The sequence below is a fragment of the Nocardia sp. NPDC059180 genome (genome assembly GCF_042754945.1).
Taxonomy (GTDB): domain Bacteria; phylum Actinomycetota; class Actinomycetes; order Mycobacteriales; family Mycobacteriaceae; genus Nocardia.
This window is the reverse complement of the sequence record NZ_JBHZBU010000003.1, coordinates 492,369-515,592: the sequence shown is the minus strand read 5'-3', so window position 1 is coordinate 515,592 and position 23,224 is coordinate 492,369. Positions and strand designations below refer to the sequence as shown.

Below are 23,224 nucleotides of genomic sequence, written 5' to 3'. Positions count from 1 at the left end.
CGCGCCATGACCAACATGGATTCCTTGCGCGAGGCCCTGCCCGGTATCTGGGATGGCATCGTCGTCACACTGCAACTCACCCTCGGCGGCGCCCTGCTGGCATTCCTGATCGCGCTGGTTCTCGGCACCGTGGTCCGGGTGCGCAATCTCGCGTTGCGCGGCACCTCGCGGGTGCTGATCGAGTTCTTCCGCGGCACCTCGCTGCTGGTGCAGATCTTCTGGCTGTTCTATGTGCTGCCATTGTTCGGCTATCAACTCGAACCGGTGTTCTGCGGAATCCTCGCGCTCGGCCTCAATTACGGCGCGTACGGGGCGGAGGTGGTGCGCGGCGCGCTGAACGCGGTGCCGCGCACCCAGTGGGAGGCGGCGGTCGCGCTGAACTTCAGCCCGTGGCAGCGGTTGCATCGGGTGCTGTTCCCGCAGGCGTGGGCGCTGATGGTGCCGCCGCTGACGAACCTACTGGTCCACCTACTCAAGGGAACGGCGGTGGCCTCCTACATCACGTTGCAGGACTTGACGTTCGAGATCAACAAGCTACGCCAGTCGACCGGTGACACCTTGTTCGCCTTCGGTGTCGGCCTGCTGATCTACTTCGTTCTCGCCTATCTCCTGACAGTGGTGATGAACCTGGTGGAGACCCGCGCCAAGAGCAAGCTCGGTCGAGGGCCGACGCTGAAGGAAATGCTGCGGCTCGCGCCGGACGAGCCGGTCGAGGCGGTGGCGCGATGACCGTCGAATGGAGTTGGGAACGCGCGTGGGAGTCGCTGCCCGTGCTGTGGGACGGGTTCAAGATCACGTTGCTGGCAACCTTCGTCGGTTTCGCGATCGCGGCGGTGATCGGGCTGGGGATCGCTATCGTGCGCCAGTCGTTCCCGCGGTGGGTGGCGGCGCCGGTGCACGCGGTGGCCGAATTCATCCGGCTGACGCCGCTGGTGGTGCAACTACTGTTCGCCTACAGCCTGCTACCGCAGTTCACCGCGCTACAGATCGGTATCACCGTCCTCGGCATCCACTATTCGAGTTATCTGGCCGAGGTCTACCGGGCCGGAATCGAGGCGGTGCCGAAGGGTCAGTGGGAGGCCACGCGGGCACTGTCGCTACCCCCGTACCGCACGTGGCGCGCGGTGATCTTGCCGCAAGCCATCCGCGCAAGCCTGCCCGCGCTCGGCACGAACGCGGTGTCGATGTTCAAGGACACCCCGTTCCTGTTCGCCATTTCGGTGGTCGAACTCGTCACCGCGGCCCAGCAGTTCGGGGCACGCAACTTCCAATACCTGGAACCGCTGACCCTGGCGGGCGTCTTCTTCCTCATCGCGAGCTACCCGACGTCTGTGCTGATCAGAAGACTGGAGAAGCGCCTTGCCTACTACTGACGACACGGTCCGCCTCGACAAGGACCCGATGATCCGCTTCGACAAAGTCGTCAAGCGTTTCGGCAAGCTGGTGGTGCTCGACGACCTGGACTTCGGTGTCGGGCGTGGTGAAAAGGTCACCCTGATCGGCCCGTCGGGTTCGGGCAAAACCACGATCCTGCGTCTGCTGATGACGCTCGAGCGGGTCAGCGGCGGGGTGATCTGGGTCGACGGCGAGCCGCTGACCCATGAGAAGCGCGGCGCGAAGCTGGTGCCCGCCAAGGAGAAACACCTGCGTGCGGTGCGCAAGAAGATCGGCATGGTGTTCCAGCAGTTCAACCTGTTCCCGAACATGAATGTGCTCGACAACATCACCGAGGCACCGGTGCACGTCCTCGGGCAGTCCAAAGACCAGGCACGTGAACGCGCGATCGGCCTGCTCGAGATGATCGGGCTCGCCGACAAGGCGCACGCGCATCCCTCCCAGCTCTCCGGTGGCCAGCAGCAGCGCGTCGCGATCGCCCGATGCCTCGCCATGGACCCGAAGGTCATGTTGCTCGACGAGGTGACCTCCGCGCTGGACCCGGAACTGGTCGGCGATGTGCTCGACGTCCTGCGCGATATCGCCGAGACCACCGATATCACCATGCTCATCGTCACTCATGAGATGCGCTTCGCCCGCGATGTCTCCGACCGGGTGATGATGTTCGACGGTGGTCGCGTGGTGGAGCAGGGGCCGCCGCAGCAACTGTTCGAGGACCCGCACAACGAGCGGACCAAGGCTTTTCTGCGGGCGGTGCGCTGAGGGCGGCCTGCCCCTCATCCCCGCAACGCCGGTAGGTGTGCCCACACCGTGCGCCGAACCGAACCGCACGGCACGTCCGGGGTGGTCGCCGCGCCGCGACGGTGCGGCGATTACCGTTGTCGCTCGTGCTGGTGCTGCTACCTCCCTCCGAAACCAAATCCGACGGCGGATCGGGTGCGCCGTTGGAGCTCAGCGAGCTGGCGATGCCGCAGCTCACCGAGGTGCGGGAACAGCTACTCGGCGAAGTGACACGGTTGGCCGGTGATCCGGACGCCTCACGTATCGCGCTGGGGCTGGGTAAGGGAGCCGACGCCGAGATCGCGCGCAACGCGGCAGTGCGCACCTCCCCCACGCGGCCCGCACTCGAGCGCTACACCGGCGTCCTCTACGACGCCCTCGACGCTCGATCCTTCACCAAGGTGCAGCGCGCCAAGGCCCACGCCCGGCTCGGCATCGGTTCCGCGCTGTTCGGCGCAGTACGCGCCGGCGACCCGATCCCCGCCTATCGCCTGTCCGGCGGCTCCAAACTGCCCGGCGTGCCCACCCTGTCGGCGGTGTGGCGCGACCATCTGCCCGCCGCCCTGCGCGCCGAGGCGGGCGAGGAGCTGGTGATCGACCTGCGTTCGGGCACCTACCAGCAGCTCGGCCGGGTACCCGGTGCCATCACCGCCAATGTGCTCACCGAACACTCGGACGGTTCCCGCACCGTCGTCTCCCATTTCAACAAACACCACAAGGGCCTGCTCGCCCGCGCCCTGGTCCTCACCCGCGCCGAACCCACCGACATCCGCGCCGTCGCCCGCATCGCGACCAAGGCCGGCCTACGCACCGAAATAGCCTCCCCCACCGAACTTCTGATCATCACGGAGTGACGCTCCGGCGGCCCTGCCGGTCACGGGACCGCCGGACGACACGTCAGAGGAACTCGCGCATGACCTCGTTGAATTTCTCGGTCTCGTCGGCGAACGGCACATGTCCACTGTTGTCGAAGCGCACCGTCTTCGCTTCGGGCAACCGCGCGGCCAGCCAGTCGTCGATCGGGCCGGGGAATATCTGGCTGCGCGCGCCGTAGATCAGCAGGGCAGGCACCTGCACTTGCGGCAGTATCGCCCGGAAATCGGCGAAGGCGAGGTCGTACCAGATGGCCTTGGCGATCGAGGTCGGTGTCTTCGTGGTCTCGGCGTAGGCCGCGTCGACGATCGCGGCCGGCGGCGTGTCGGCGAAACAGGCGGCGATGAACGGTTTGATCACCGATGGCCGGGAATGCTCGAGCGCTTGGACGAATACCGAAAGATCAGCCTGAGAGTAACCACCCATGAGCGGGAAATCCCAGTCCTCGCCGTCCAGGAAACGCGGAGACTGGTCGACGAAGGCCACTGAACGCAGTCCGGCGCAACCGAATTGGCCGATGTAGGACAGGATCACTGCGGTGCCCATCGACCAACCGACCAGGCATACCTCGTCCAGGCCGAGATGATCGAGCAGGCTCCGGACATCGCGCGCGTATTGATCGAGAGTATGCCCGGCATCGGTCTTGCCCGACGAGCCGTGGCCACGGAAGTCCGGTGCGATGACCCGGTTCCCCTCGGCGAGCGCGGGCACATTGGCCTGCCAGAAGGTGCTGTTCATCGTCCATCCGTGCAGTAGCACCACTGCACGACCGGAACCCTGGTCCTCATAGAACATCGGAACACCGTCGGGCAGTTCGAAATAGGGCATGCGACCTCCAGTTCAACGCGGACAACTCTGGTGGAACTTTCCACCCGCGTAACGGGCGCGGGCAATCCCGCCACCCGGGGTTGCACAAGGGTTGCAACCTTCGTGTTGCACGACTCGGCGCGGCCTCGTAGGTTCGGTTGCCGCGATGAACGATACGGAGGGCATGCGGGGCACGCCCCGCGCCGACCGGAGATCCGGCGGGCGGGGACAACAGCTGCGCGGGGACGTGCGCGCGTCATGGGATCGCGCACAACGGCGCGGATTGCATCCGGATCGGCATCTGCCACAAGTCGCGGTGGGCGAGGCCGAGCTCGCGCACCGCCGGGCCCAGGGTGGACTGGCGGCGGTATGGCCGGTGCTGCTGTCGACGCTCGGCAGCGCCGCCGACGAGCCAGGCCATCTGCTGTTCGCCGGAGACGCCGACGGCCATCTACTGTGGGTGCTCGGCGACAGCACCGCCCGCCGCTCCGCCGAGCGTGCTCAACTGGTCGCCGGTGCGGACTGGCATGAGGACGCGGCGGGCACCAACGGCGTGGGTACCGCTCTGGCCCTTGGCAAACCGTTCCAGGTGCGCGGTGCCGAACACTATCTGTCGATCGCAGCCTCCTACACCTGTTCGGCGGCACCGATCCGCGACCCCGCCACCGGAACCATCGTTGGCGTCGTGGACGTCACCTGCCGCAGCCGTGATGCACGCCCCCTGGCGCTACCGCTGGTCACGGCGGCGGCACGGCTGGCCGAGGCCCGGCTGGCCGAACTCGCTGCGCGGCGTGACGCCCAGATCCGCACCCGCTACCTGGAGCGGGTGGTACGCCGATCGGGCGCGCACGTCGGCCTGTTGACCCCCGACGGGCGCGTCGTGCATGCCGAACCGCCGGGTTGGCTGCCGCGGCTGTGGCCGGGTACGCCGGTGGAAGGCCCGGTGACCCTGCCGGACGGACGCCGTGTCGTGATCGAACAGCTCGGTACGTCGGGACCGTTCGCGGTGTACGCCGTGCCCGGTGGCGACCCGCTCGCGCGGGTGACCGTGCTGGGCCGGCGCTTCGCCCAGATCAGTGTCGACGGGGTGAGCAGGCGACTCGGGCTGCGGCACAGCGAGATCGTGGTATTGCTGCTGGCCGACCCGAATGGGCTGACCGCGAACGACCTCGCCCGCGCCATCTACGGCAGCGCGGGTAAACCCGGCACCATCCGTGCCGAACTCACCCGGCTGCGTTCTCTAATCGGCTATCGGCTCACCGCCAACCCTTACCGCCTGACCGACACCACAGCCGATTTCCTGGAATTCACCTCGGCCGGGCGGCATGCGCCTGCCGCCCGACCCGAATCGCTGTTGCTGCCGGATTCGCAGGCGCCCGGGATCGCGCGGCTCCGTCTGCGCCTGCGTCCGCCGCCGTAAGCGCTGGAGCACGTATGGCTCGGACCGGAATGTGCTGCGGGCGCCGGGTGTTGGTGGATGTTGTGACCACTACTACAGCCACATTGTCCGAAGAGCTGAAGAAGTATCTCGACGAAGAGCGGGTCTACGCCACCGTCGCGACCGTGGGCAAGGATGGGCACCCGCATTTGACCGTTGTCTGGATCATGCGTGAGGGCGACGATCTGCTGTTCTCCACCACCGTCGACCGGGTGCAGGGCCGCAATCTCGCGCGCGACCCTCGGGTGACCGTGATGATCAACCCGCCGGACAAGCCCTACATCTACGCCGAGATCCGCGGCTCGAGCACTGTGACCCCTGACCCTGAGCGGGCGTTGCCGGACAAGCTGTCGCGGAAGTACACGGGCAAGCCGTACCGCGAGTTCAACCCGGCCTCGGTGCACGACGGTGACCGGATCACCGTGCGCGTCACGCCGCACAAGGTCGCCGGCCGGTTCTGAGCCGAGCTCAGGCCTGCTGGGCCTCTTCCTGCGCGTGCTGAGCCTGCGCGACTTCCTTCGGGGTGTAGCGCAGGGTCAGTGCGAGGATGCCGACCAGCAGGGCGCCGATCGCTGCGACGAACAGCACCAGCGTGTAGCCGCTACCAAGGGCGGTCAGCTCGGCGGCGGTCATATCCGCGGGTTTGCCGGTGCGCCCGCCCTCCGACAAGGTGCGCGAGGCCGCCAGCGGGGTGAGCAGTCCGATCGCGATCGGGGTGCCGAGGCTCAGGAACATCTGGCCGATCGCCGAGAGCGGTCCGATCTCGTCCTGTGGCACGCCGACCAGCACACACAACGGGATCAGCACGATCGCCAGGCCCATACCGAAGCCGATCACCAGGAACAGGCCGAGCAGCGTGGGGACGTACTGCACGTCGCCGTCGAGGGTCGACCCGAAGACCAGTCCAGCCACCAGGATGACGGCGGCGCTGCTGAGCAGCCAGCGCGGCGCGACCACCATCGCCAGCTTCGACGACAGCGCACCACCGATCCCGATACCGACGGTGAACGGAATGAAGGACACACCCGCGATCAGCGGGCTGTAGCCGACGACGTTCTGCACGAACAGCCCGGCGAAGTAGGTCGTCGCGCCGAGCACGCCGCTGGCGAGCAGGATGATGAGGAAGGTGGCGTTGCGGTCACGGTGGTCGAACAGCGACCACGGCAGCAGCGGGTTGGTCACCGAGCGTTCGGCCAGCACGAACACCACCAGCAGCACCACACCGCCTATCAGCGAGCCGTAGACGGCCGGGCTGTCCCAGCCGAACTCCGGCCCTTCGGTCGCGCCGAAGACGATCAGCGCGCAGGCCAGCGTGCCGAGGATCGCGCCGCGCACGTCCAGGGTGAGCCGGTGATGGGTGGTGTCGCGCAATGCGACGACAGCACCCAGGATGATCAGCGCGCCGATGGGCACATTGATCAGGAAGATCCACCGCCAGCTGACCTCGGTGAGCGCACCACCGATCACCAATCCGCCGACCGAACCGAGCGCCGCCATCGAGCCGAAGATCGCGAACGCCTGATTGCGGACCGGTCCCGGGGCGAAGGTGCTGGCGACCAGCGCGAACGCGGTCGGTGCCGCCAGCGCGGCGCCGGTGCCCTGGAAGGCGCGGGCCGCGATGAGCATGCCTTCGTTCTGGGCCAGCCCGCACAGCAGCGACGCCAGCGTGAACAAGGAGACGCCGAGCAGGAACATGCGCCTGCGGCCGAAGGAGTCACCGATGCGGCCGCCGAGCAGCATCAGACCGGCGAACGGCAGACCATAGGCGGTGACCATCCAGGCACTGCCGGAACTGGACAGGCCCATCTCTTCCTGCAACCGCGGCAGCGCCAGGATCACCACGGTGCCGTCGAGCACCACCATGAGCTGGAGTCCGCTCAGAACGAGGATCGCGAGCCCGAAGGCCCGCCGCGTCACGGGGTACTGCATCGTCGCAGCGGCTTTGTCGAGCACAGGGAGTCACTGTAATCGACCGTCACAAGCACACCGTTCGGTACGTCCGGGCCGAACCCTCTGCCCCTGCGCCCCGGAGCACGCCGAGCCCCGGCGGCCGCAACCACTGACATCCGATCAGTCGCGCGCAGCGGAGTCCGCATCCGCGGAGAAGGCTGCGGTAGGACCGATCACCACGATGGCGGGCGGACGAATACCTTCGGCCCGCACCCGCTCGGCCACCGTCGCGAGGTCCGCACGCAGCACCCGCTGGGTACGCAGCGTGCCCTCCTGGATCACGGTGGCCGGGGAATCGGCGGGCCGTCCGCCCGCGAGCAGCGCATCGGCGAACTGCTCGATGCGCTCGACCGCCATCATGAGCACCAAGGTGCCGCGCAGGCGCGCGAGCGCAGGCCAGTCCACGAGAGAGTCCGGATGATCCGGCGCGACGTGCCCGCTGACCACGACGAACTCGTGGGTGACACCGCGATGGGTGACCGGAATTCCGGCGGCCGAGGGCACCGCGATCGGGCTGGTGATGCCCGGAACCACGGTGACCGGCACACCCGCCGCCACGCACGCCTCGACTTCTTCGAACCCGCGACCGAACACGTACGGGTCGCCGCCCTTGAGCCGCACCACGAACTTGCCCGCCTTGGCGCCCTCTACCAGCGTGGTGTTGATCGCCTCCTGCGCCATGGCGCGCCCGTACGGGATCTTCGCGGCGTCGACGACCTCGACCTCCGGGCCGAGTTCGGCCAGCAGTTCCGGCGGCGCGAGCCGATCGGCGACGACGAGGTCGGCGCGTGCGAGCAGCCTGCGTCCGCGCACAGTGATCAGATCAGGGTCGCCGGGACCGCCGCCGACCAGCGCGACACCCGGGGCGACCGGAGTCGAATCATCGGTCACCACACCCGATTGCAGGGCTTCCAGCAGCGCATTGCGCACGGCGGCCGACCGCTTGTGCCTGCCGCCGGCGAGCACACCGAGGGTGAGGCCGTCATAGCGAGCGGTGGCGGGGGTGACGGCGGTGCCGAGTCTGGCGTTGTCGGCGCGCACGCAGAAGACGCGTCGGCGCGCGGCCTCGGCGACGACGGCGGCGTTGGTATCGGGTTCATCGGTGCAGGCGATGGCGTACCAGGCACGGTCCAGGTCGCCGTCGGCGTAGGCGCGCAGGGTGAGCGTCAGTTGGCCGGAGGTGGCCATGCCCTCGACGGCCGGGGTGGCCTCGCGACTGATGACGTGCACATCGGCGCCCGAGGCGATGAGCAGACCGAGCCTGCGCTGGGCGACCGTACCGCCGCCGACGACGACGACCCTTCGCCCGTTCAGATCGAGCCCGACCAGGTAGTTCGGGTCGCCCTCTGGCTGGTCCTCGGTATCGGCTGACGTGTTCGGCACAAGTGTCGAGATTACGGGGCGCGTCGATCGCCGGGCGCAGGCACCCGGCGATCGAACCCGCTTGATTCAGGTCATGGCACAGCGCGGCTCGACGCAGTCCTGGCCACGGGGCCGGTATCGTCCGGCCTCGGCAGCTCACCAGTGCGTCTGGGCGACTACTTTGCCGAGGTCGGCGGTGCGGAGAGGCTGTCGGCGTAGTCGTCGACCTCCTCGGCGTCCAAATAGGCCTCGGTCACCAACTCGGTGAGGTGTGTCCACCGGTCCACCCCGCGGCGCCACCACCGGGTATGCCGCCGAGCGTGCTCGGCTTCGCGCACGTTGCCTGCGGTTTCCGCCGCGACCAGAGCCCTCGCCGCCGCCTTCAACGTGTTCTGCGCGACGGTCAGCTGCTCGCGGCAGAACTCGAGCGTGGGGACGTCTTCACGCAACGACGCCGCGGCGACCCGCAGGGTGCTCACCACCCTGCGGACCTGCGGATCCAGCGGGACCGCCCGATCCGATTCCGGCAGCGCGCGTGCCGCCGCTTCGGCCTTCTCGCGGCGCACACGACGTGCCGCCTCCCATTTCGCACTCGCCTCGGCATCTCGGCGGTGGGTCACGACAGCCTTGGCGGATACCGGCGGATACATCAGCTCGGCCGACATCGCGACCTTCTCCACCCCGGCGTGATCACGCACCACGAACGTGGTGGTGGCGGCGGGCGGCTCCGGGTCGGGCTCACCGGCCACCCGCGCATCGAGCACGGCATACCGGTGATCGGCAACGATGTCATCGCATAGTAGATCGAACACCACCGTGCCGACTTCGGCATAAGTCGAACAGGTTCGACTGGTGAGCGGATCCGGCTTGCCGAGCACTCCCGTCCCGTTCTCGCCCCGAGTCTCGCGACCGGTGAACGCGATCTCCCAACTGTAGTGGTGACTCTGCGACATTTGACTGCGGTTCAACAGATTTCAACACCTCCCCGAGACTTTCGTGGTGCTGGTCGACATACCAGCCGCAGCATACCGGCGGCGCATCGTGCAGTGGGTGAAAGTCCGTCCCGCCGCTATCGCGGGGCCGGAGGACACGTGCCGGATCGACACCGATGGGACTCGAACCGACGCTGATCGCCGTCTGGATGCAGATAGCCGGGGCTATCCTGGGCTCGTCGGGATAGCCACGCCCTCGTCGGTAGGTGAGCACTATGAGCGACGAATCAGCAGGCGCCGACCGCACCGGTGCCGGTGCGCTACCGGCACCGACGGAACGCGCGCGGAATCCGTTCATACATTCACCGCGGGGTGGGCGTACCCTGAGCGCACTGCAGGAGCCGTTCTTCCGGATCCGCCCGCCCGCGAACTTCGGGATCCTCACCACGACCGGTCGCAAGAGCGCCAAGCCACGCCATCGCTGTGTTCGTGCCGTGCTCGATGGAGACCGGGCCTACCTGGTGATGCTCGGGCCGGTCATGACGGGTCTACCCAAGGAGCAGTCGATCGCCGCGTGGCTGCACAACGTCCGCGCCGACCCGAAGGTGCGGCTCCGAGTGCCAGGTGGAACCCGGGCCGGTGTCGCCGAGGAAATCACCGACCCGGTCCAGGTAGCGCGGGCCCGGCAGGTCTACACCACAGCGGTGAAGCCGTTCGACTTCGCCGAATGCCGCTTCCACTCGGCGGGTAGGCCGACGCGCGCCAAAATACAGCGCCTGCACCAGCACTGGTTCGATCACGGGATACCGGTCGTCATCGACCTGGCGCCGAGGTAGTCCCCGGCTGCCGTGCCCGCCGAGGCTGTCAGCGCCGACGACGGCACACAGCTCAGGGCGCCACCGACAGGAAATCGGCGAACCCGGTGGGATCATGGCGTCCGATGCTCGCGTGCTCGAACAACCCCCATCCCTCGGCGTCCCCACAGCGCGCGTGCGCCACGTGGTCGATGACGCCGTACGGTATCCGCCCGGCCACCGCGGGATCGGTGAGGTCATAGCGGTCGCTCGAGGTCCAGTCGCGGCCTTTCCACTGGCCGTGCTGCCAGTCGGGATCCCCGCCGTACCCGCAGCCGACGTGCAGCGGGATATCGGTGACTGTGCGGATCTCCACTTCGATCGGCTTGCCGTCGGGTGTGGTGAGTTCGATGCGGGCGGCGGTGGGTAGCCGGGTGCCGGAGCGGTAGTCGATGGCGATGCGCGGCCAGCCGAGCTGTTCGGTGCGGCCGTCGGGCCAGACGCGGGTGGCGTCGTTGAGCGTGCGGCGGCCGTCGGGTTCCTCCTGCACGATGACCACAATCGCGAAGTCGTCGAACCGCAACGGCATGTACAGCCACCAGAATCCGCCCGACGGTTCCGCGGCCGCCCGTCCGGGTGGCTCGGACTCGCCGACCGGCCGGATTCCCCACGACCTGTCCCTGGTACCGGTCCACACCTCCGGGTCGACGGCGATCTCACGGCCATCGAGCTGCAGTGTCCCCGACCAGGACCCGACCTGCGCGAACCGGGACGCCTCGATGATCGGGCGATTGCCGTTCAGAATCAGGTGCGGCTGTTCCTGCACCGTGGGGAACGCGCCGGTCCAGGTCAGGTCGGCGCTGAGCTCCTCGTGCTCGCACACCAACCGCAGCCGCTGCAGCGGTTCGAGCACCTCGATCCGGTAGCCACCGACCCGCATATCCAGGCTGCGGTCGCCGAGCGCATCGGAGAACCGCACGGTACGCACCGTATCCCCGTCGCGCAGTGCGACATAGGCGTCGGTGACGCCGAGATTGGGGTAGACGCCGAAGCCGGTAACCAGCATGGTGGCGCCGTCGCGGTTGTGGGCGTTGAAATAGCTGCGGTCGTAGAAGTTGCGGTCGCTGCTGGCCACCCGGGCCAGCGACAGCGGCGTCTGGTGGATCGGGAATTCGTCCAGCGGTGCCGGTGACGATCCTGGGACCCGGCCGGAGGCATCGGTCATGGTGTCGCTCAATCCCATTCGTAGGTTCCGTCGAGCAGAGCTTCCAGACTCGCTCGGTGCATCACATAGTCGTCGCGGTCGGCGGTGTCGGTGTCCTCGCCGAAGTGGATCATCCGGCGCTTGATCCGCGCCATCACGATGGCATGCCGCAGCGCGGTGTAGACCAGGTAGAAGTCGAGGTCGCGCACGGTATGCCCGCTGGCCGCTTCGTATTTCGCCACCACGTCGTCGCGGCGCAAGAAGTCCGGCAGGCCGGGCTGGTCGAAGCGGGTGGCGATGTCCTGGAAGAACCGGTGCAGGAAGATGATCCACGCGACATCGAGTTCGCGCGGGCCGATGGCCGCCATCTCCCAGTCCAGCACCGCCGCCGGTTCGAAGCCGCGGTAGATGATATTGCCCGGTCGGGCGTCGCCCCAGGTCAGCACGTCGGGTCCGGGGTCGGCCGGCCAATGCGCCTCGAGCCAGTCGAAGCCGCGTTCGATGATCGGGATCTGGTAGCCGTCATCGGCGAGCGCCCAGCGGTACCACGCGCGCTGGGCATCCACATGACGCCGCAGCGAGTCGCCGGGTCCGGCCAGCATCGGGAAACGCCGCTCCGGATCAGGGATGGCGTGCACCTTCGCGATGACCTCGACCGTGGCATCGGTCAACCGCGCCCGCTCCTCGGCGGTGGCGTCGAACAGCCAGCCGACGAAGACGTAGGGCGGGTTGTCGGTGGGCACCCGGCCATCGATGCGGTCCATCACGAAGAACGGCGTCCCGAGCACGGCCGGGTCGTTCTCGAGCCAGCGCAGCGGCGGGACTGGCAGCTCGGTCGCGTCCGCCACACCGGCCATGACCTGGTATTGCGTTGCCAGATCATAGGTCTCGAACACGGGAAACGATTCGTCCTCCGGCGCCATCCGCGCCACGAACGACCCACCGTCGCGCTGCCCTGCCACGCTCCATTCGGCGTCGAACAGCACTGACGAACTCGACATCCCACCCGCCTGCGGCCGCGACAGCCCGGTGATCGTCGGTGGTTCGTCGGCGCCGACACGTTCGCCAAGCCAGCGCGACAGATCCGCGGCGAAGGAGTCCAGATCGCGGTCACTGGTGGTCAGTCGGCGTTGCTCGGTGGGTGTGGGATCGTCGGCCATCATCGTCCTCCTGATGCCGTACAGCGGTGGTGCGCGGGCGTCGCAGTCCGGCGTCGAATGCCGCGGACGGCCCGCGTCCCCGGCGTCATGCCGCGGATGCCGTGACTGTAACGCGTTTCAGGTTTGCCTTCCGGGAAAGTGTGAAATACGTCCGTGACATGCGGCAGGCCTGGGCGAACTACGCCAGAAGGATGACACCAGATACATCCTACGAATGATTCGGATTAGGGGTTTCGCTCAGGGTTTATCCGGTTGTAGGTTGCACCGCCCCGTCGATAGGTTCGGCGCACAGCATCAGATCGGCACAGTGAGGGGTCGCCACATGGTCGGCGTCGACGTTCTCGAACGACAAGACGATGAGGTTCCCGCCGAGGCGTCCAGGCCTCGCCCGTGGCATCCGGTGACACGAGTCGCATTCCGGTTCTGTGTCGTCTATTTCGGCCTGTTCTGCCTGCTGTTCGCCCAGATCATGTTCGCTTTCACCGGCATCGTCGGCCGATGGCTGCCGGATCTGGCGATCATCTGGCAGATGAAGTTGCTGGCGCCGGTCCTGGAGTGGGTCGGACGTCACGTGTTCGGTGTGGACGCTGTGCTGCACGAGGATTCGGGCAGCGGTGATCAGACCGTCATCTGGGTGATGATGTTCTGCATCCTCGTCGTCGCGGCGGTCGCGACGCTGACCTGGTCGGTGCTCGACCGGCGCCGCACCGGCTACCCGAAGCTGAGCGCATGGTTCTTCACCTTCATCCGGCTGTGCCTCGGCGGTCAGATGCTGTTCTACGGCATCGCCAAGGTCATCCCGACGCAGATGCCGTCGCCCCCGCTGAACGCGCTGCTGCAACCCTACGGCGACTTCAGCCTCATGTCGGTGCTGTGGCTACAGGTGGGTTCGTCGCCGGTGTATCAGATCCTGCTCGGTGTCGCGGAGATGCTCGCCGGCCTGCTGCTGTTCCTGCCGCGCACCGCCACTCTCGGCGCGATGCTCAGTGTGGTGAGCATGGCGCAGGTGTTCGTGCTGAACATGACCTACGGTGTGCCGGTCAAGATCCTGTCGTTCCATCTGCTGTTGCTGTCGTTGCTGTTGCTGGCGCCGCAGGCGCAGCGCCTGGCCAACGTTCTGGTATTGGAGCGTCCGTCGGAACCGGCGACGCAACCGCGGCTGTTCGACAGCGCCGAGGCCAATCGGATCGCGGCTCTCGTCCAGGTGCTGATCGGCGTGTGGATGCTGGTGGGCACGGTGAACACAGGCTTGACGGCGTGGAACGACTTCGGTGGTGGCCGGGAGAAGTCGGAGCTGTACGGCATCTGGTCGGTCACCGAGTTCACCGCGGCCGGGCACCCCGTACCGCCCTTGCTGACCGATGCGAACCGCTGGCAGCGCGCTGTTTTCGACGACCCGGGCGTGATGTTCATCCAGCGGATGGACGGTGAGTTGATGCCTACCGCGGTCACCATCGATTCCGAAGCGCACACCATCACCATGACCGCACCACCACAATCGCCCAACGCCACACCGGCACCGATCGGCACTTTCACCTTCGAGCGCCCGACGCCCGAGCAGCTGCGCTTGAACGGCGAGCTGAACGGGACACCGACCGCCATCGTGCTGAACCAGATGGATCTCGATGCGTTCCCGTTGCGCAGCGGCGAATTCCGTTGGATCCAGGACTATCCCGACTTCCGCTGAGGCCGTGCCCCCAAACCCGGTGCACACAGCTTTGGGGGCACTGATATTCCCAGACGCGGCGAACCTGTGATCTGCCCTAGCGTTGTCCCGGCAAACGTCAGTTCGTGCGTGGAGTAGGGAAAGGTGAACAGTGGCAACCCTGGTTGAGTCGGAGGCGCCGAAGCGGGAACCGGATGTGTTGTCTCCGGCCGCGCTACCGGCGCCGTGGCATCCGGCTACGCGTGTCCTGTTCCGATTCGTGTTCGTGTACCTGGGAGTGGGCACCGCGGCGCACTGGCTACTGGCCCAATTGCTCCGTTCGGTCGGTATTCCCGAGACCGCTGTGGGAACCGTTGCTCAGTGGTGGAAGTTGGCGCCGCTGACCGATTGGTTCGCCGCGAACCTATTCGGTATCGAGGAACCGCTCATCTACGTCCCGACCGGTAGCGGTGATACCGCAACCTTCTGGGTGGCGGCTTTCAGCTGGCTGGTCGTCGCCGCGGTGGTGGCGGGGATCTGGAGCGTGCTGGATCGGCACCGGCCCGACTATCGTCGGCTCGATCAGTGGCTGCGGGTGCTGCTGCGGTTCGCTCTGGCGGGCTCGCTGCTGCTGTACGGGATGGTGAAAGTCATGCCGTCGCAGATGGTTTTCGCGCTGCACCGGCTGATCGAACCGTTCGGCGATATGACGCCGATGGGGGTGCTGTGGTCGCAGACCGCGGCGTCCAAGCCCTACGAGATCGCGCTCGGCTTCGCCGAGATCGGGGCGGGACTCCTGCTGATCCTGCCGGCCACCGTCACCGCGGGCGCGGCGCTCTCGACCGTGGCGATGGCGCAGGTCTTCCTGCTCAACATGACCTTCGATGTGCCGGTCAAGCTCTTCAGTTTGCAGATGCTGGTCCTCTCGATCGCGCTGCTGGCACCCGAAAGCCGCCGCCTGGCAACGGTTCTGTTCTCCGGCAGGCCCGTGCCGCCCGCCGATGACACCGAGCTCTTCACCACAGCGCGGCCGAATCGGTTCGCGCTGATCGCCCAGGTCCTGCTCGGTCTGTGGCTGCTGGTGACAACAGCGCTCGAGGGTTGGGACGCCTGGCACGCCTACGGCGCCGCCCGGCCGCGGTCACCGCTGTACGGCATCTGGAATGTCACCGAATACTCGGTTGCGGGCCAGGAGTTGCCGCCGCTGCTCACCGCTCCGAACCCATTCGCCGACCCGACCTCGGCCCGACTGCGCCGCATCGTTTTCGATACCGTCGACGGAATCCATCTGCAAGGCATGGACGACAGACTGACGCCGGTTCCCGCCGCAGTGGATCCCGAACAGCGCACCATCACCCTGTTCAGCGACCCCGCCGCCAAGTGGCGTCTGGGCAGTTTCACCTACGAGCAGCCCGCGCCTGACCGGCTGATCCTGGATGGAACGCTCGGTATTCGCAAGGTGCACATGGTGCTGGAATCTATTCCGCTGGAGCGGTTCGCGCTGGTGGAGCGTGGATTCCATTGGACCCAGCAGTCGCCGCACCTCGAGTAGGCGGACCGTATCAAGCCATGAACAGGACGTGGGACATGGGTCACGCGTCGCGGGCACCAGACCTGAGCGAACCGTAGCCGGAGGCTCGTGGGAGGTGAACAGCTGCGGCGACCACCACGCTCCCGGCAATCTGTCGAGGGATCACCAGCACCCCAGTCCCTGCCAGCAGCGCCGCCGCTTCGGCGACGCCAGGAACACCGAGGGCGGTCGTGACATGTGCCGACGGATTCGGCACATGCACGGAGGCGAGCTCTGTGGTGGTGAACGGGTAAACCGGAACGCCGAGCTCATCGGCGGCGGACCGAAGGCCTGGTTCCGCCGCGCGACGGTCGATGGTGGCGAGGCATGCGATCGGGTGTGCGCCGACCACGGCGCGCACCGCAGCAACGATCCGCTCGGCCGATGTTCCTGGGCGCAGGCCGAGCCCGACTGCCAGCTGGGCCGGGGCGGGCACGTCGCCGACGTGGCCGAGCGGATCAGTCGGCGGCATCGGTGCGGGCGAAATCTGCGGCGGCGGTGACGAAGCGGTGAACCGATTCGGGGTTTCCGGCCGGGTGGGTGTGCAGGTAGGAGGCGTGGACGCGGTGCACGGCGGAACCCTCGCGGATGCGTTCACCGGCAGTGTGCCAACCCCAGGCAGGTGGGTTGGTGCCGGTGGTCAGCAACCGGGTGCGGTGGAATTCGTGGCCGCGGACCCGTTCCCCTGCCCGCCACAGCGGTGAATCGACCAGCGCGACCGCATCGCGGTAGCCGAGAGTGAGTCGGGGGCCGAATTCGGCTGTCGCGTCGATGACTCCGGCCATCGTGTGCCCGTCGAGTGAGCGAGTCAGATACAGCAGGCCCGCGCATTCGGCGTGGATCGGCATCCCGCGCCGCGCGAGGGCAGCCACTGCCGTCAGCAGCTGCGTATTGGCGGCGAGGTCGGCGGCGTGCTCCTCCGGAAATCCCCCGGGTAGCACCAACCCTGCGGTACCCGTGGGCAATTCGTCGTGCAGCGGGTCGAACACCGCAACCGTTGCCCCGGCCGCGACGAGTAGTTCCCGGTGCTCGGCATACCCGAATGTGAACGCCGCTCCCCCAGCCATCGCGATCACTGGTGTACCACCTGGCGCCGGGGGCGCTTGCTCGAAACGGGCTGAATCGCCACTGTCGGCCGCCGACGGCGCCAAGGCAGCCCCACAGCGGTCGGTACCTGAGCCGACCGCGTCCGCGTCGGGCACTGTCCTCCGACGAGCCGGGGCTCCTTCGGTCTCTTCGCCGTTGAAGTCGGCCACCGTCCGGCGCCTACTGACGCCGGCACCTTCGGCTCGACGCTCGAGCTCGCCCACGCCGGCAGAATCATGGGCAGCGGCTGCCCCGCCGCGAAGTGCGGTTTCGGGGTCCCAGGCCGGGCCGGTAATCGAGGAAGCGGCTAGTGCAGCGATGCTGCGCAGGTCGACGTGGGCGGCGACGAGGTCGGTCATTGCCGCGACGGCGGCGGTGGCGGCGGTGCCGTGTTCGACGGCCGGGATCAGGCCGAGGTGCCGGGACGGGACCTCGAGTTCGGGCATGCGCGGCAGGGAGCCGAGCACTGGTAGGCCGACACGGTCACATGCGGCGCGCAGGACCTGCTCATGGCGTTCGCTGCCGACTCGGTTGAGAATCACCCCGCCCAGTCGGATCGAACTGTCATAGGTGGCGAACCCGTGCAGCAGGGCCGCCAGGCTCTGGCTGTGGCCACGGGCATCGACCACCAGCACGACGGGCGCGCCGAGCAGCCCGGCCACCTGCGCGGTCGAGCCCTCCGCAACCGGACGGGCATCGTCGGCGTCGATTCGGCCGTCGAACAAGCCCATCACGCCCTCGACCACCGCCAGATCGCAGCCCGCGGCCCCGTGCCGGTAGAGCGGCACCACTCGGTCGATGCCGACCAGCACAGGGTCCAGATTGCGCCCCGGCCGACCGGCCGCCAAGCCGTGATATCCGGGATCGATGTAGTCCGGCCCCACCTTGAACGGCGCCACTCGATGTCCGGCTCGCCGCAACGCACCGACCAGGCCGGTCGCCACGGTCGTCTTCCCGCTGCCCGACGCAGGCGCGGCGATCACCACCGCGGGTGCGCTCACCGCAGGCTCCGCGGCCCGGCGCACGCCGCGGCGCTCACCATTCGATCCCGCGCTGGCCCTTGCGCCCGGCATCCATCGGGTGCTTGATCTTGGTCATTTCGGTGACCAGGTCGGCGGCGTCGATCAGGGCGGCGGGGGCATCGCGGCCGGTGATGACGACATGCTGGTTGCCCGGACGGTTGCGCAGCGTGTCGACGACTTCGTCCACATCCACCCAGCCCCATTTCAGCGGGTAGGTGAACTCGTCCAGCACGTAGAAGCGGTGCTGTTCGGCCGCGAGCCGACGGGCGATCTCCTGCCATCCGGCCAGCGCTGCGGCAGCGTGGTCTTCTTCGGTGCCGTGCTTACGGGTCCAGGACCAGCCTTCGCCCATCTTGTGCCATTCGACCGCGCCGCCTGCACCGGTCTCGTCGTGCAGGGTGCCGAGGGTCCGGAAGGCCGCTTCCTCGCCGACTTTCCATTTGGCACTTTTCACGAACTGGAACACGGCGATGTCGAAGCCCTGATTCCAGGCCCGCAACGCCATCCCGAACGCGGCGGTGGACTTGCCCTTGCCCGGTCCGGTGTGCACGGCGAGCACCGGCTGGTTGCGGCGCTGCCGCGTCGTCAGACCGTCGTCCGGAACGGTCTCCGGCACTCCCTTGGGCATCGAATCTCCTCACTGTGTTCTGCTGTCACGTGCGCGCTGCCTGCGCGGCCGCCTGCACTGCATCGGTCGGACACATGACGATGGGCCCGCAGCCGAGCTGCATCCCGGCTGGCGACGCGACCGATTGCCCGGTCACCGGACCGCCCGTCGGCACGGCCCGCCGAGGGCATCGTGTCAGCTGCATGTGCAGCCTCGAAATCGGTCCCACTGGCCGGTGCGGCGGCCACCTGTCGAACCGACGTCCGGCGCCACGGATTCACGCCGCTCGGATCGACCCCGCTCCGATTGTCCGAGCCGATTCCCGGACGACTCCGGCAACGGCGTCACCGGTCAGCTCACCCAATCGCACGCACTCACCGCGCAATTCGCGGGCCAGTTCGGCAGCCAGACCCAATCGGATCATCCCGCGCTCGCAATCGACGACCATCGCGGTAACCGAATCCATGGCCAGCAGCCGGGCGGCGGTGCGGGCGCGGATCACCGGATCGGTGCCGCCGGTCGCGCGGCCGTCGGTGAGCAGCACCAGCATCGGGCGGCGGCGCGGGTCACGGACGCGTTCGCGCTGCACGACCTCGCGCGTCTTCAACAGGCCAGCCGCCAGGGGGGTCTTTCCGCCGGTGCGCATGCCGGACAGCCGTCGCACGGCGATATCGACCGATGAGGTGGGCGGCAACACCAGCTCCGCCTCGGCTCCGCGCACTGTGATCACCGCGACCTTGTCCCGGCGCTGATAGGCGTCGCGCAGCAGCGTGACCACCGCGCCGGTCACGGCTGATAGGCGATCCCGCGCCGCCATCGAACCGGAGGCGTCGACTACGAACACCACCAGATTGCCTTCGCGCCCTTCGCGATAGGCCCCGCGCAGATCGTCGGACTCCAACCGCAGCGGCCCGTTCGCCCGGCCGCGCGCACGCTGATGCGGCGCGGCGGCGAACACGGTGCCGAGCAGATGCAGTCCGCCCGTCGTTTCGGTATCCGGGCGCACCATTCGGCCCTGCCGGGTCTGCGCCCGGGAGCGACGGCCGGGCGCACCTTCGCCGACACCGGGGACTTCCCAGCGCGGCGGCGTCACCGACGACGGCGCAGGCGCTCCGGTGCGGCCCGCACTGCCCTGGCCTTCCGGTGAATCCTGCCCGCCGCCAGGCGAATCCGGTCCACCGTCGGGGTCGTCGTCGGGGCCGTCCTGCGGTTCGGCGGAATAGCTGGGCTGCTCCCCGCCGGCATCGTCGGGCTGCCCTTGGCTCTCACCGGATTCCGGCTCGGGTGTCCGCTCGGCTTCTTCGGCGGCGTCACGCATGGCCTCGTCGAGCTGGTCCTCGCTGATGCCCGGCTCGTCGAAAGGATCGCGCCTACGCCGATGCGGCAGGGCGAGTTCGGCGGCGACCCGCACGTCGTCCTCGGTGACGGTGTCGCTGCCACGCCAGGCGGCATGCGCGGTGGCGGTGCGGGCGACGACCAGGTCCGCGCGCATCCCGTCGACGTCGAAAGCGGCGCACAGCGCCGCGATCCGGCGCAGCTCCACATCATCGAGCGCGACTTCGGGCAGCCGGTCGCGGGCGGTGAGGATGCGTTCGGCGACCTCGCGGTCGGCAGCGGTGTAGCGGGCGGCGAATCCGGCCGGGTCGGCCTCGTAGTCGAGGCGGCGACGCACCACCGCCATGCGCACGTCGACCTCGCGCGAGGCGGCGACATCGACGGTCAAGCCGAAGCGGTCCAGCAGCTGCGGCCGCAGTTCGCCCTCTTCCGGGTTCATGGTGCCGACCAGCACGAAGCGCGCGGGATGCGAATGCGAGACGCCATCACGCTCGATGTGCACCCGGCCCATCGCGGCGGCGTCGAGCAGCACGTCCACCAGGTGGTCGTGCAGCAGGTTCACCTCGTCGACGTAGAGCACGCCGTGATGGGCGGCCGCCAGCAGACCGGGCCGGAACGCCTGCTCGCCGTCGCGCAGGACGCGCTCCAGGTCCAAGGAGCCGACCACGCGGTCTTCGGTGGCGCCGACCGGCAGCTCCACCAGCCGAGCCGGCCGCGCCCCGGTCTCGTCCACTACCGGCGGCAGCAGCTGCGCCAGTGCGCGCACCACCGTCGACTTGGCGGTGCCTTTTTCACCGCGCACCAGCACACCGCCGATACCGGGGTGCACCGCACACAGGATCAGCGCCAGTTGCAGCCGCTCCTGCCCGACCACCGCGGAGAACGGGAAACCGGCCTCGTCACCGACACCGGTTCCGCGGTGCGGACGGCCTGTACCAGGCGCGGAGGACGACCCTGCGGTTTCGACATGCGACACGGACACACATCGACTCTAGGCCGCTCGGCCGACCGGTCCGACGCCGGGATATCTACCCCTTGCGCATCGGGACGTGCGCGACCCCGTCGTCGACGAACTCCTCGCCGTCGACCTCGAACCCGTGCTTGCGGTAGAGGTCGATCAGGTAGGTCTGTGCGTTGATGCGCACGGTCACCGAACCCGCTTCGGCCAGTGCGGCTTGCAGCAGGCGGGTGGTGTACCCGTGCCCGCGGGCCGGAACCGCGGTGCACAGGCGTCCGATGCGGAAGGTCTTCACGCCCTCGTGGTGCTCTTCGAGCAGCCGCAGGGTCGCGATGACCTCACCTTCATCGTCGAGCCACAGGTGACGCGTCTCCGGTAGGAGATCGAGTCCGTCCAACTCCGGGTACGCGCATTTCTGTTCTACGACAAACACTTCGACGCGAAGTTTCAACAGCTGGTACAGGGTGGCGGTATCGAGATCCTGCGCCCATGACCGTTTGAGTGCAACCGTTGACATCATCGAGTCTTGCTATCACACCTACGCCGTCGGCGCGACCCCCACGGTGTTCGGCGTGGCGACGGAATCGAGCTGCAGGGCCTTGGACGTCCAGTCCCAGACCTCCTGGAACAGCGCCTGGTTCTCCGAGAGCTTCACCCCGAGCGAGGGCACCATTTCCTTCAGCTTCGGGGTCCAGTCGGCGTACTCGCGCGGGAAGCAGCGCTGCAGGACATCGAGCATGGCGGTGACGCAGGTAGAGGCACCGGGCGAGGCCCCGAGCAGACCGGCGATGGTGCCGTCCTGCGCCGCGATGACGGCGGTGCCGAGCTCGAGCACACCACCGATGCCCTTACGGCGGATGATCTGCACGCGCTGACCGGCGGTGATGATCTCCCAGTCGCCGCCGTCGGCGCGCGGGATGAACTCCTCCATCGTGTACACCTTGCCCGCCTGCGACTTGGCGAGCTCGGACACCAGATACTTGACCAGACCCAGTTCGGTGACGCCGACGCCGAGCATGGGCGCGATATTGCCGGGCCGGATCGACTTGAACAGGTCGGTGTACTTGCCGTCCTTGAGGAACATCGGGGTCCAACCCGCGTACGGGCCGAACAGCAGGCCGGGCTTGCCGTTGATGACGCGGGTGTCCAGATGCGGCACCGACATCGGCGGAGCGCCGACCGCGGCCTTGCCGTAGACCTTGGCGTCGTGGCTGGCGATGAGCTCCGGGTTGGTGCAGCGCAGGAACTGGCCGCTGACCGGGAACCCGGCGAAGCCCTTGATCTCCTTGATGCCCGACTTCTGCAGCAGCGGCAGCGCGCCACCACCCGCGCCGACGAAGACGAACTTGCTGATCAGGGTGCGGGACTTGCCGGTGCGCAGGTTGCGAACCTTGACCCGCCAGGTGCCGTCGGACTGCTTGCTGAGATCGCGCACCTCATGGCCGAAGGCGATGTCGGCGCCGGTCGAGCCGATGTAGGCGAGCAGCTGCTTGGTCAGCGAGCCGAAGTCGATATCGGTGCCCGCGTCGGTCCAGTTCAGCGCGACGGGTTCGGAGAAGTCGCGCCCGCGCGCCATCAGCGGCAGCCTGCGGGAGAACTCGTCGGGGCTGTCGATGAACTCCATGCCGGCGAACAGCGGGTGCGGTGCCAGCGCCTCGTAGCGCTTGCGCAGGTACTGCGCGCCGTCGGCGCCGTGGGTGAAGCTGACGTGCGGGATGGGGTTGATGAACCGGGACGGATCATCGAGCACACCGTTCTCCACGGCGTAGGCCCAGAACTGCCGCGAGACCTGGAAGCGCTCGTTGATGTCGACGGCCTTGCTCACGTCGACCGAGCCGTCGGGCTTCTGCGGGCTGTAATTGAGCTCACACAGCGCCGAGTGGCCGGTGCCCGCGTTGTTCCACGGGTCGCTGCTCTCGGCCGCGGCGGCGTCGAGGCGCTCGAACACCGAGATCGACCAATCCGGCTGCAGCTGACGAAGCAGCGCACCCAGGGTGGCGCTCATGATGCCGGCACCGATGAGTACTACATCGGTCTTTTCAGTCAGGTCAGCGTTCGGCACGGGTAGATCGACTTCCTTGTCCTTGTGCGCGGTTTCACCGGCTGCGGTGGCTCCGCCTGGGCACGGGCACTATGCGGTTGTAACCAAATCCCGCATCGTCACCGACACGGGCGTCGGCGGGATGTAGGTTACCCGCCGTTCACCTATCGCCAATTGTGCACCTCGCCACCGCACAGACCAGCAACGAACCTGCCGAATGTGACAAAGATTCCTCCCGGCGCGTCGCTACGCCCGCTCGATGGGC

21 protein-coding genes are annotated in these 23,224 nt (G+C 67.8%); 9 read left to right on the top strand and 12 right to left on the bottom strand.

Annotated elements, in window-relative coordinates:
* Nucleotides 1-6: 6 nt before the first annotated feature.
* From ehuC to yaaA, 4 genes are all read left to right on the top strand, one after another.
* On the top strand, nt 7-729 hold the full coding sequence (gene ehuC / locus ACFXNW_RS12745) for an ectoine/hydroxyectoine ABC transporter permease subunit EhuC (RefSeq protein ID WP_379417790.1): 723 nt from the start codon (nt 7-9) through the stop codon (nt 727-729).
* Nucleotides 726-1,373: an ectoine/hydroxyectoine ABC transporter permease subunit EhuD gene (gene ehuD / locus ACFXNW_RS12740; protein ID WP_379417789.1), complete on the top strand. Its 648-nt coding sequence runs from the start codon at nt 726-728 to the stop codon at nt 1,371-1,373. The genes ehuC and ehuD overlap by 4 nt, the downstream gene beginning before the upstream one ends.
* Before the next feature lie 28 nt (nt 1,374-1,401).
* Entirely contained in the window at nt 1,402-2,157 is a 756-nt protein-coding gene (gene ehuA, locus ACFXNW_RS12735) for an ectoine/hydroxyectoine ABC transporter ATP-binding protein EhuA (RefSeq protein WP_379418131.1), read from the top strand.
* Nucleotides 2,158-2,282: 125 nt separating this feature from the next.
* Nucleotides 2,283-3,029, top strand: coding sequence for a peroxide stress protein YaaA (yaaA, locus tag ACFXNW_RS12730; protein ID WP_379417788.1), 747 nt, complete (start codon nt 2,283-2,285; stop codon nt 3,027-3,029).
* A 43-nt stretch (nt 3,030-3,072) separates the two neighbouring features.
* Here the strand turns inward: yaaA and ACFXNW_RS12725 are convergent, their stop codons facing one another.
* The gene (locus tag ACFXNW_RS12725) at nt 3,073-3,876 is read right to left on the bottom strand and encodes an alpha/beta fold hydrolase (RefSeq protein ID WP_379417787.1); all 804 of its coding nucleotides are present in this window, start codon (nt 3,874-3,876) and stop codon (nt 3,073-3,075) included.
* 145 nt (nt 3,877-4,021) lie between these two features.
* Here ACFXNW_RS12725 and ACFXNW_RS12720 point away from each other — a divergent pair, with 145 nt between their 5' ends.
* Complete coding sequence (locus ACFXNW_RS12720) at nt 4,022-5,275, top strand: GAF domain-containing protein (RefSeq protein ID WP_379417786.1); 1,254 nt, start codon at nt 4,022-4,024, stop codon at nt 5,273-5,275.
* 62 nt (nt 5,276-5,337) lie between these two features.
* On the top strand, nt 5,338-5,754 hold the full coding sequence (locus tag ACFXNW_RS12715; RefSeq protein ID WP_379417785.1) for a PPOX class F420-dependent oxidoreductase: 417 nt from the start codon (nt 5,338-5,340) through the stop codon (nt 5,752-5,754).
* Nucleotides 5,755-5,761: 7 nt separating this feature from the next.
* Here the strand turns inward: ACFXNW_RS12715 and ACFXNW_RS12710 are convergent, their stop codons facing one another.
* The 3 genes from ACFXNW_RS12710 to ACFXNW_RS12700 form a co-directional block, all read right to left on the bottom strand.
* Nucleotides 5,762-7,222, bottom strand: coding sequence for an MFS transporter (locus ACFXNW_RS12710; RefSeq protein WP_379418130.1), 1,461 nt, complete (start codon nt 7,220-7,222; stop codon nt 5,762-5,764).
* 141 nt (nt 7,223-7,363) lie between these two features.
* Entirely contained in the window at nt 7,364-8,626 is a 1,263-nt protein-coding gene (gene cobA / locus ACFXNW_RS12705) for a uroporphyrinogen-III C-methyltransferase (RefSeq protein ID WP_379417784.1), read from the bottom strand.
* A gap of 155 nt (nt 8,627-8,781) precedes the next feature.
* Nucleotides 8,782-9,573: a hypothetical protein gene (locus ACFXNW_RS12700; RefSeq protein ID WP_379417783.1), complete on the bottom strand. Its 792-nt coding sequence runs from the start codon at nt 9,571-9,573 to the stop codon at nt 8,782-8,784.
* A gap of 239 nt (nt 9,574-9,812) precedes the next feature.
* On the opposite strand from ACFXNW_RS12700, the gene ACFXNW_RS12695 reads away from it, so the two are divergent.
* The gene (locus tag ACFXNW_RS12695) at nt 9,813-10,373 is read left to right on the top strand and encodes a nitroreductase/quinone reductase family protein (protein ID WP_379417782.1); all 561 of its coding nucleotides are present in this window, start codon (nt 9,813-9,815) and stop codon (nt 10,371-10,373) included.
* 52 nt (nt 10,374-10,425) lie between these two features.
* Here the strand turns inward: ACFXNW_RS12695 and ACFXNW_RS12690 are convergent, their stop codons facing one another.
* Together ACFXNW_RS12690 and ACFXNW_RS12685 are read right to left on the bottom strand one after the other, a co-directional pair.
* Entirely contained in the window at nt 10,426-11,574 is a 1,149-nt protein-coding gene (locus ACFXNW_RS12690) for a hypothetical protein (protein ID WP_379417781.1), read from the bottom strand.
* The gene (locus ACFXNW_RS12685; RefSeq protein ID WP_379418129.1) at nt 11,565-12,695 is read right to left on the bottom strand and encodes a phosphotransferase family protein; all 1,131 of its coding nucleotides are present in this window, start codon (nt 12,693-12,695) and stop codon (nt 11,565-11,567) included. Before ACFXNW_RS12685 ends, ACFXNW_RS12690 begins: the two co-directional genes overlap by 10 nt.
* A gap of 322 nt (nt 12,696-13,017) precedes the next feature.
* Here ACFXNW_RS12685 and ACFXNW_RS12680 point away from each other — a divergent pair, with 322 nt between their 5' ends.
* A complete protein-coding gene (locus tag ACFXNW_RS12680; RefSeq protein WP_379417780.1) occupies nt 13,018-14,382 on the top strand; it encodes a DoxX family protein in 1,365 nt (454 codons plus the stop codon).
* Between the two features lie 130 nt (nt 14,383-14,512).
* Nucleotides 14,513-15,892 carry a DoxX family protein gene (locus tag ACFXNW_RS12675; protein ID WP_379417779.1) on the top strand — a complete coding sequence of 460 codons (1,380 nt, stop codon included), beginning with the start codon at nt 14,513-14,515 and terminating at the stop codon, nt 15,890-15,892.
* A 40-nt stretch (nt 15,893-15,932) separates the two neighbouring features.
* On the opposite strand, the gene ACFXNW_RS12670 is transcribed toward ACFXNW_RS12675, so the two are convergent.
* The 6 genes from ACFXNW_RS12670 to mqo all read right to left on the bottom strand — a co-directional run bounded on the left by ACFXNW_RS12670 (nt 15,933) and on the right by mqo (nt 22,980).
* Nucleotides 15,933-16,382 carry a cobalamin biosynthesis protein gene (locus tag ACFXNW_RS12670; RefSeq protein WP_379417778.1) on the bottom strand — a complete coding sequence of 150 codons (450 nt, stop codon included), beginning with the start codon at nt 16,380-16,382 and terminating at the stop codon, nt 15,933-15,935.
* Nucleotides 16,369-17,982: a cobyrinate a,c-diamide synthase gene (locus ACFXNW_RS12665; protein ID WP_379418128.1), complete on the bottom strand. Its 1,614-nt coding sequence runs from the start codon at nt 17,980-17,982 to the stop codon at nt 16,369-16,371. Before ACFXNW_RS12665 ends, ACFXNW_RS12670 begins: the two co-directional genes overlap by 14 nt.
* A gap of 49 nt (nt 17,983-18,031) precedes the next feature.
* Complete coding sequence (gene cobO, locus ACFXNW_RS12660) at nt 18,032-18,646, bottom strand: cob(I)yrinic acid a,c-diamide adenosyltransferase (RefSeq protein ID WP_379417777.1); 615 nt, start codon at nt 18,644-18,646, stop codon at nt 18,032-18,034.
* Between the two features lie 256 nt (nt 18,647-18,902).
* Nucleotides 18,903-20,834 (bottom strand): magnesium chelatase subunit D family protein, encoded by a 1,932-nt coding sequence (locus tag ACFXNW_RS12655; RefSeq protein WP_379418127.1) that lies wholly within the window; start codon nt 20,832-20,834, stop codon nt 18,903-18,905.
* Nucleotides 20,835-20,988: 154 nt separating this feature from the next.
* Nucleotides 20,989-21,438, bottom strand: coding sequence for a GNAT family N-acetyltransferase (locus ACFXNW_RS12650; RefSeq protein ID WP_379417776.1), 450 nt, complete (start codon nt 21,436-21,438; stop codon nt 20,989-20,991).
* 18 nt (nt 21,439-21,456) lie between these two features.
* Entirely contained in the window at nt 21,457-22,980 is a 1,524-nt protein-coding gene (gene mqo / locus ACFXNW_RS12645; RefSeq protein WP_379417775.1) for a malate dehydrogenase (quinone), read from the bottom strand.
* Nucleotides 22,981-23,224 lie beyond the last annotated feature (244 nt).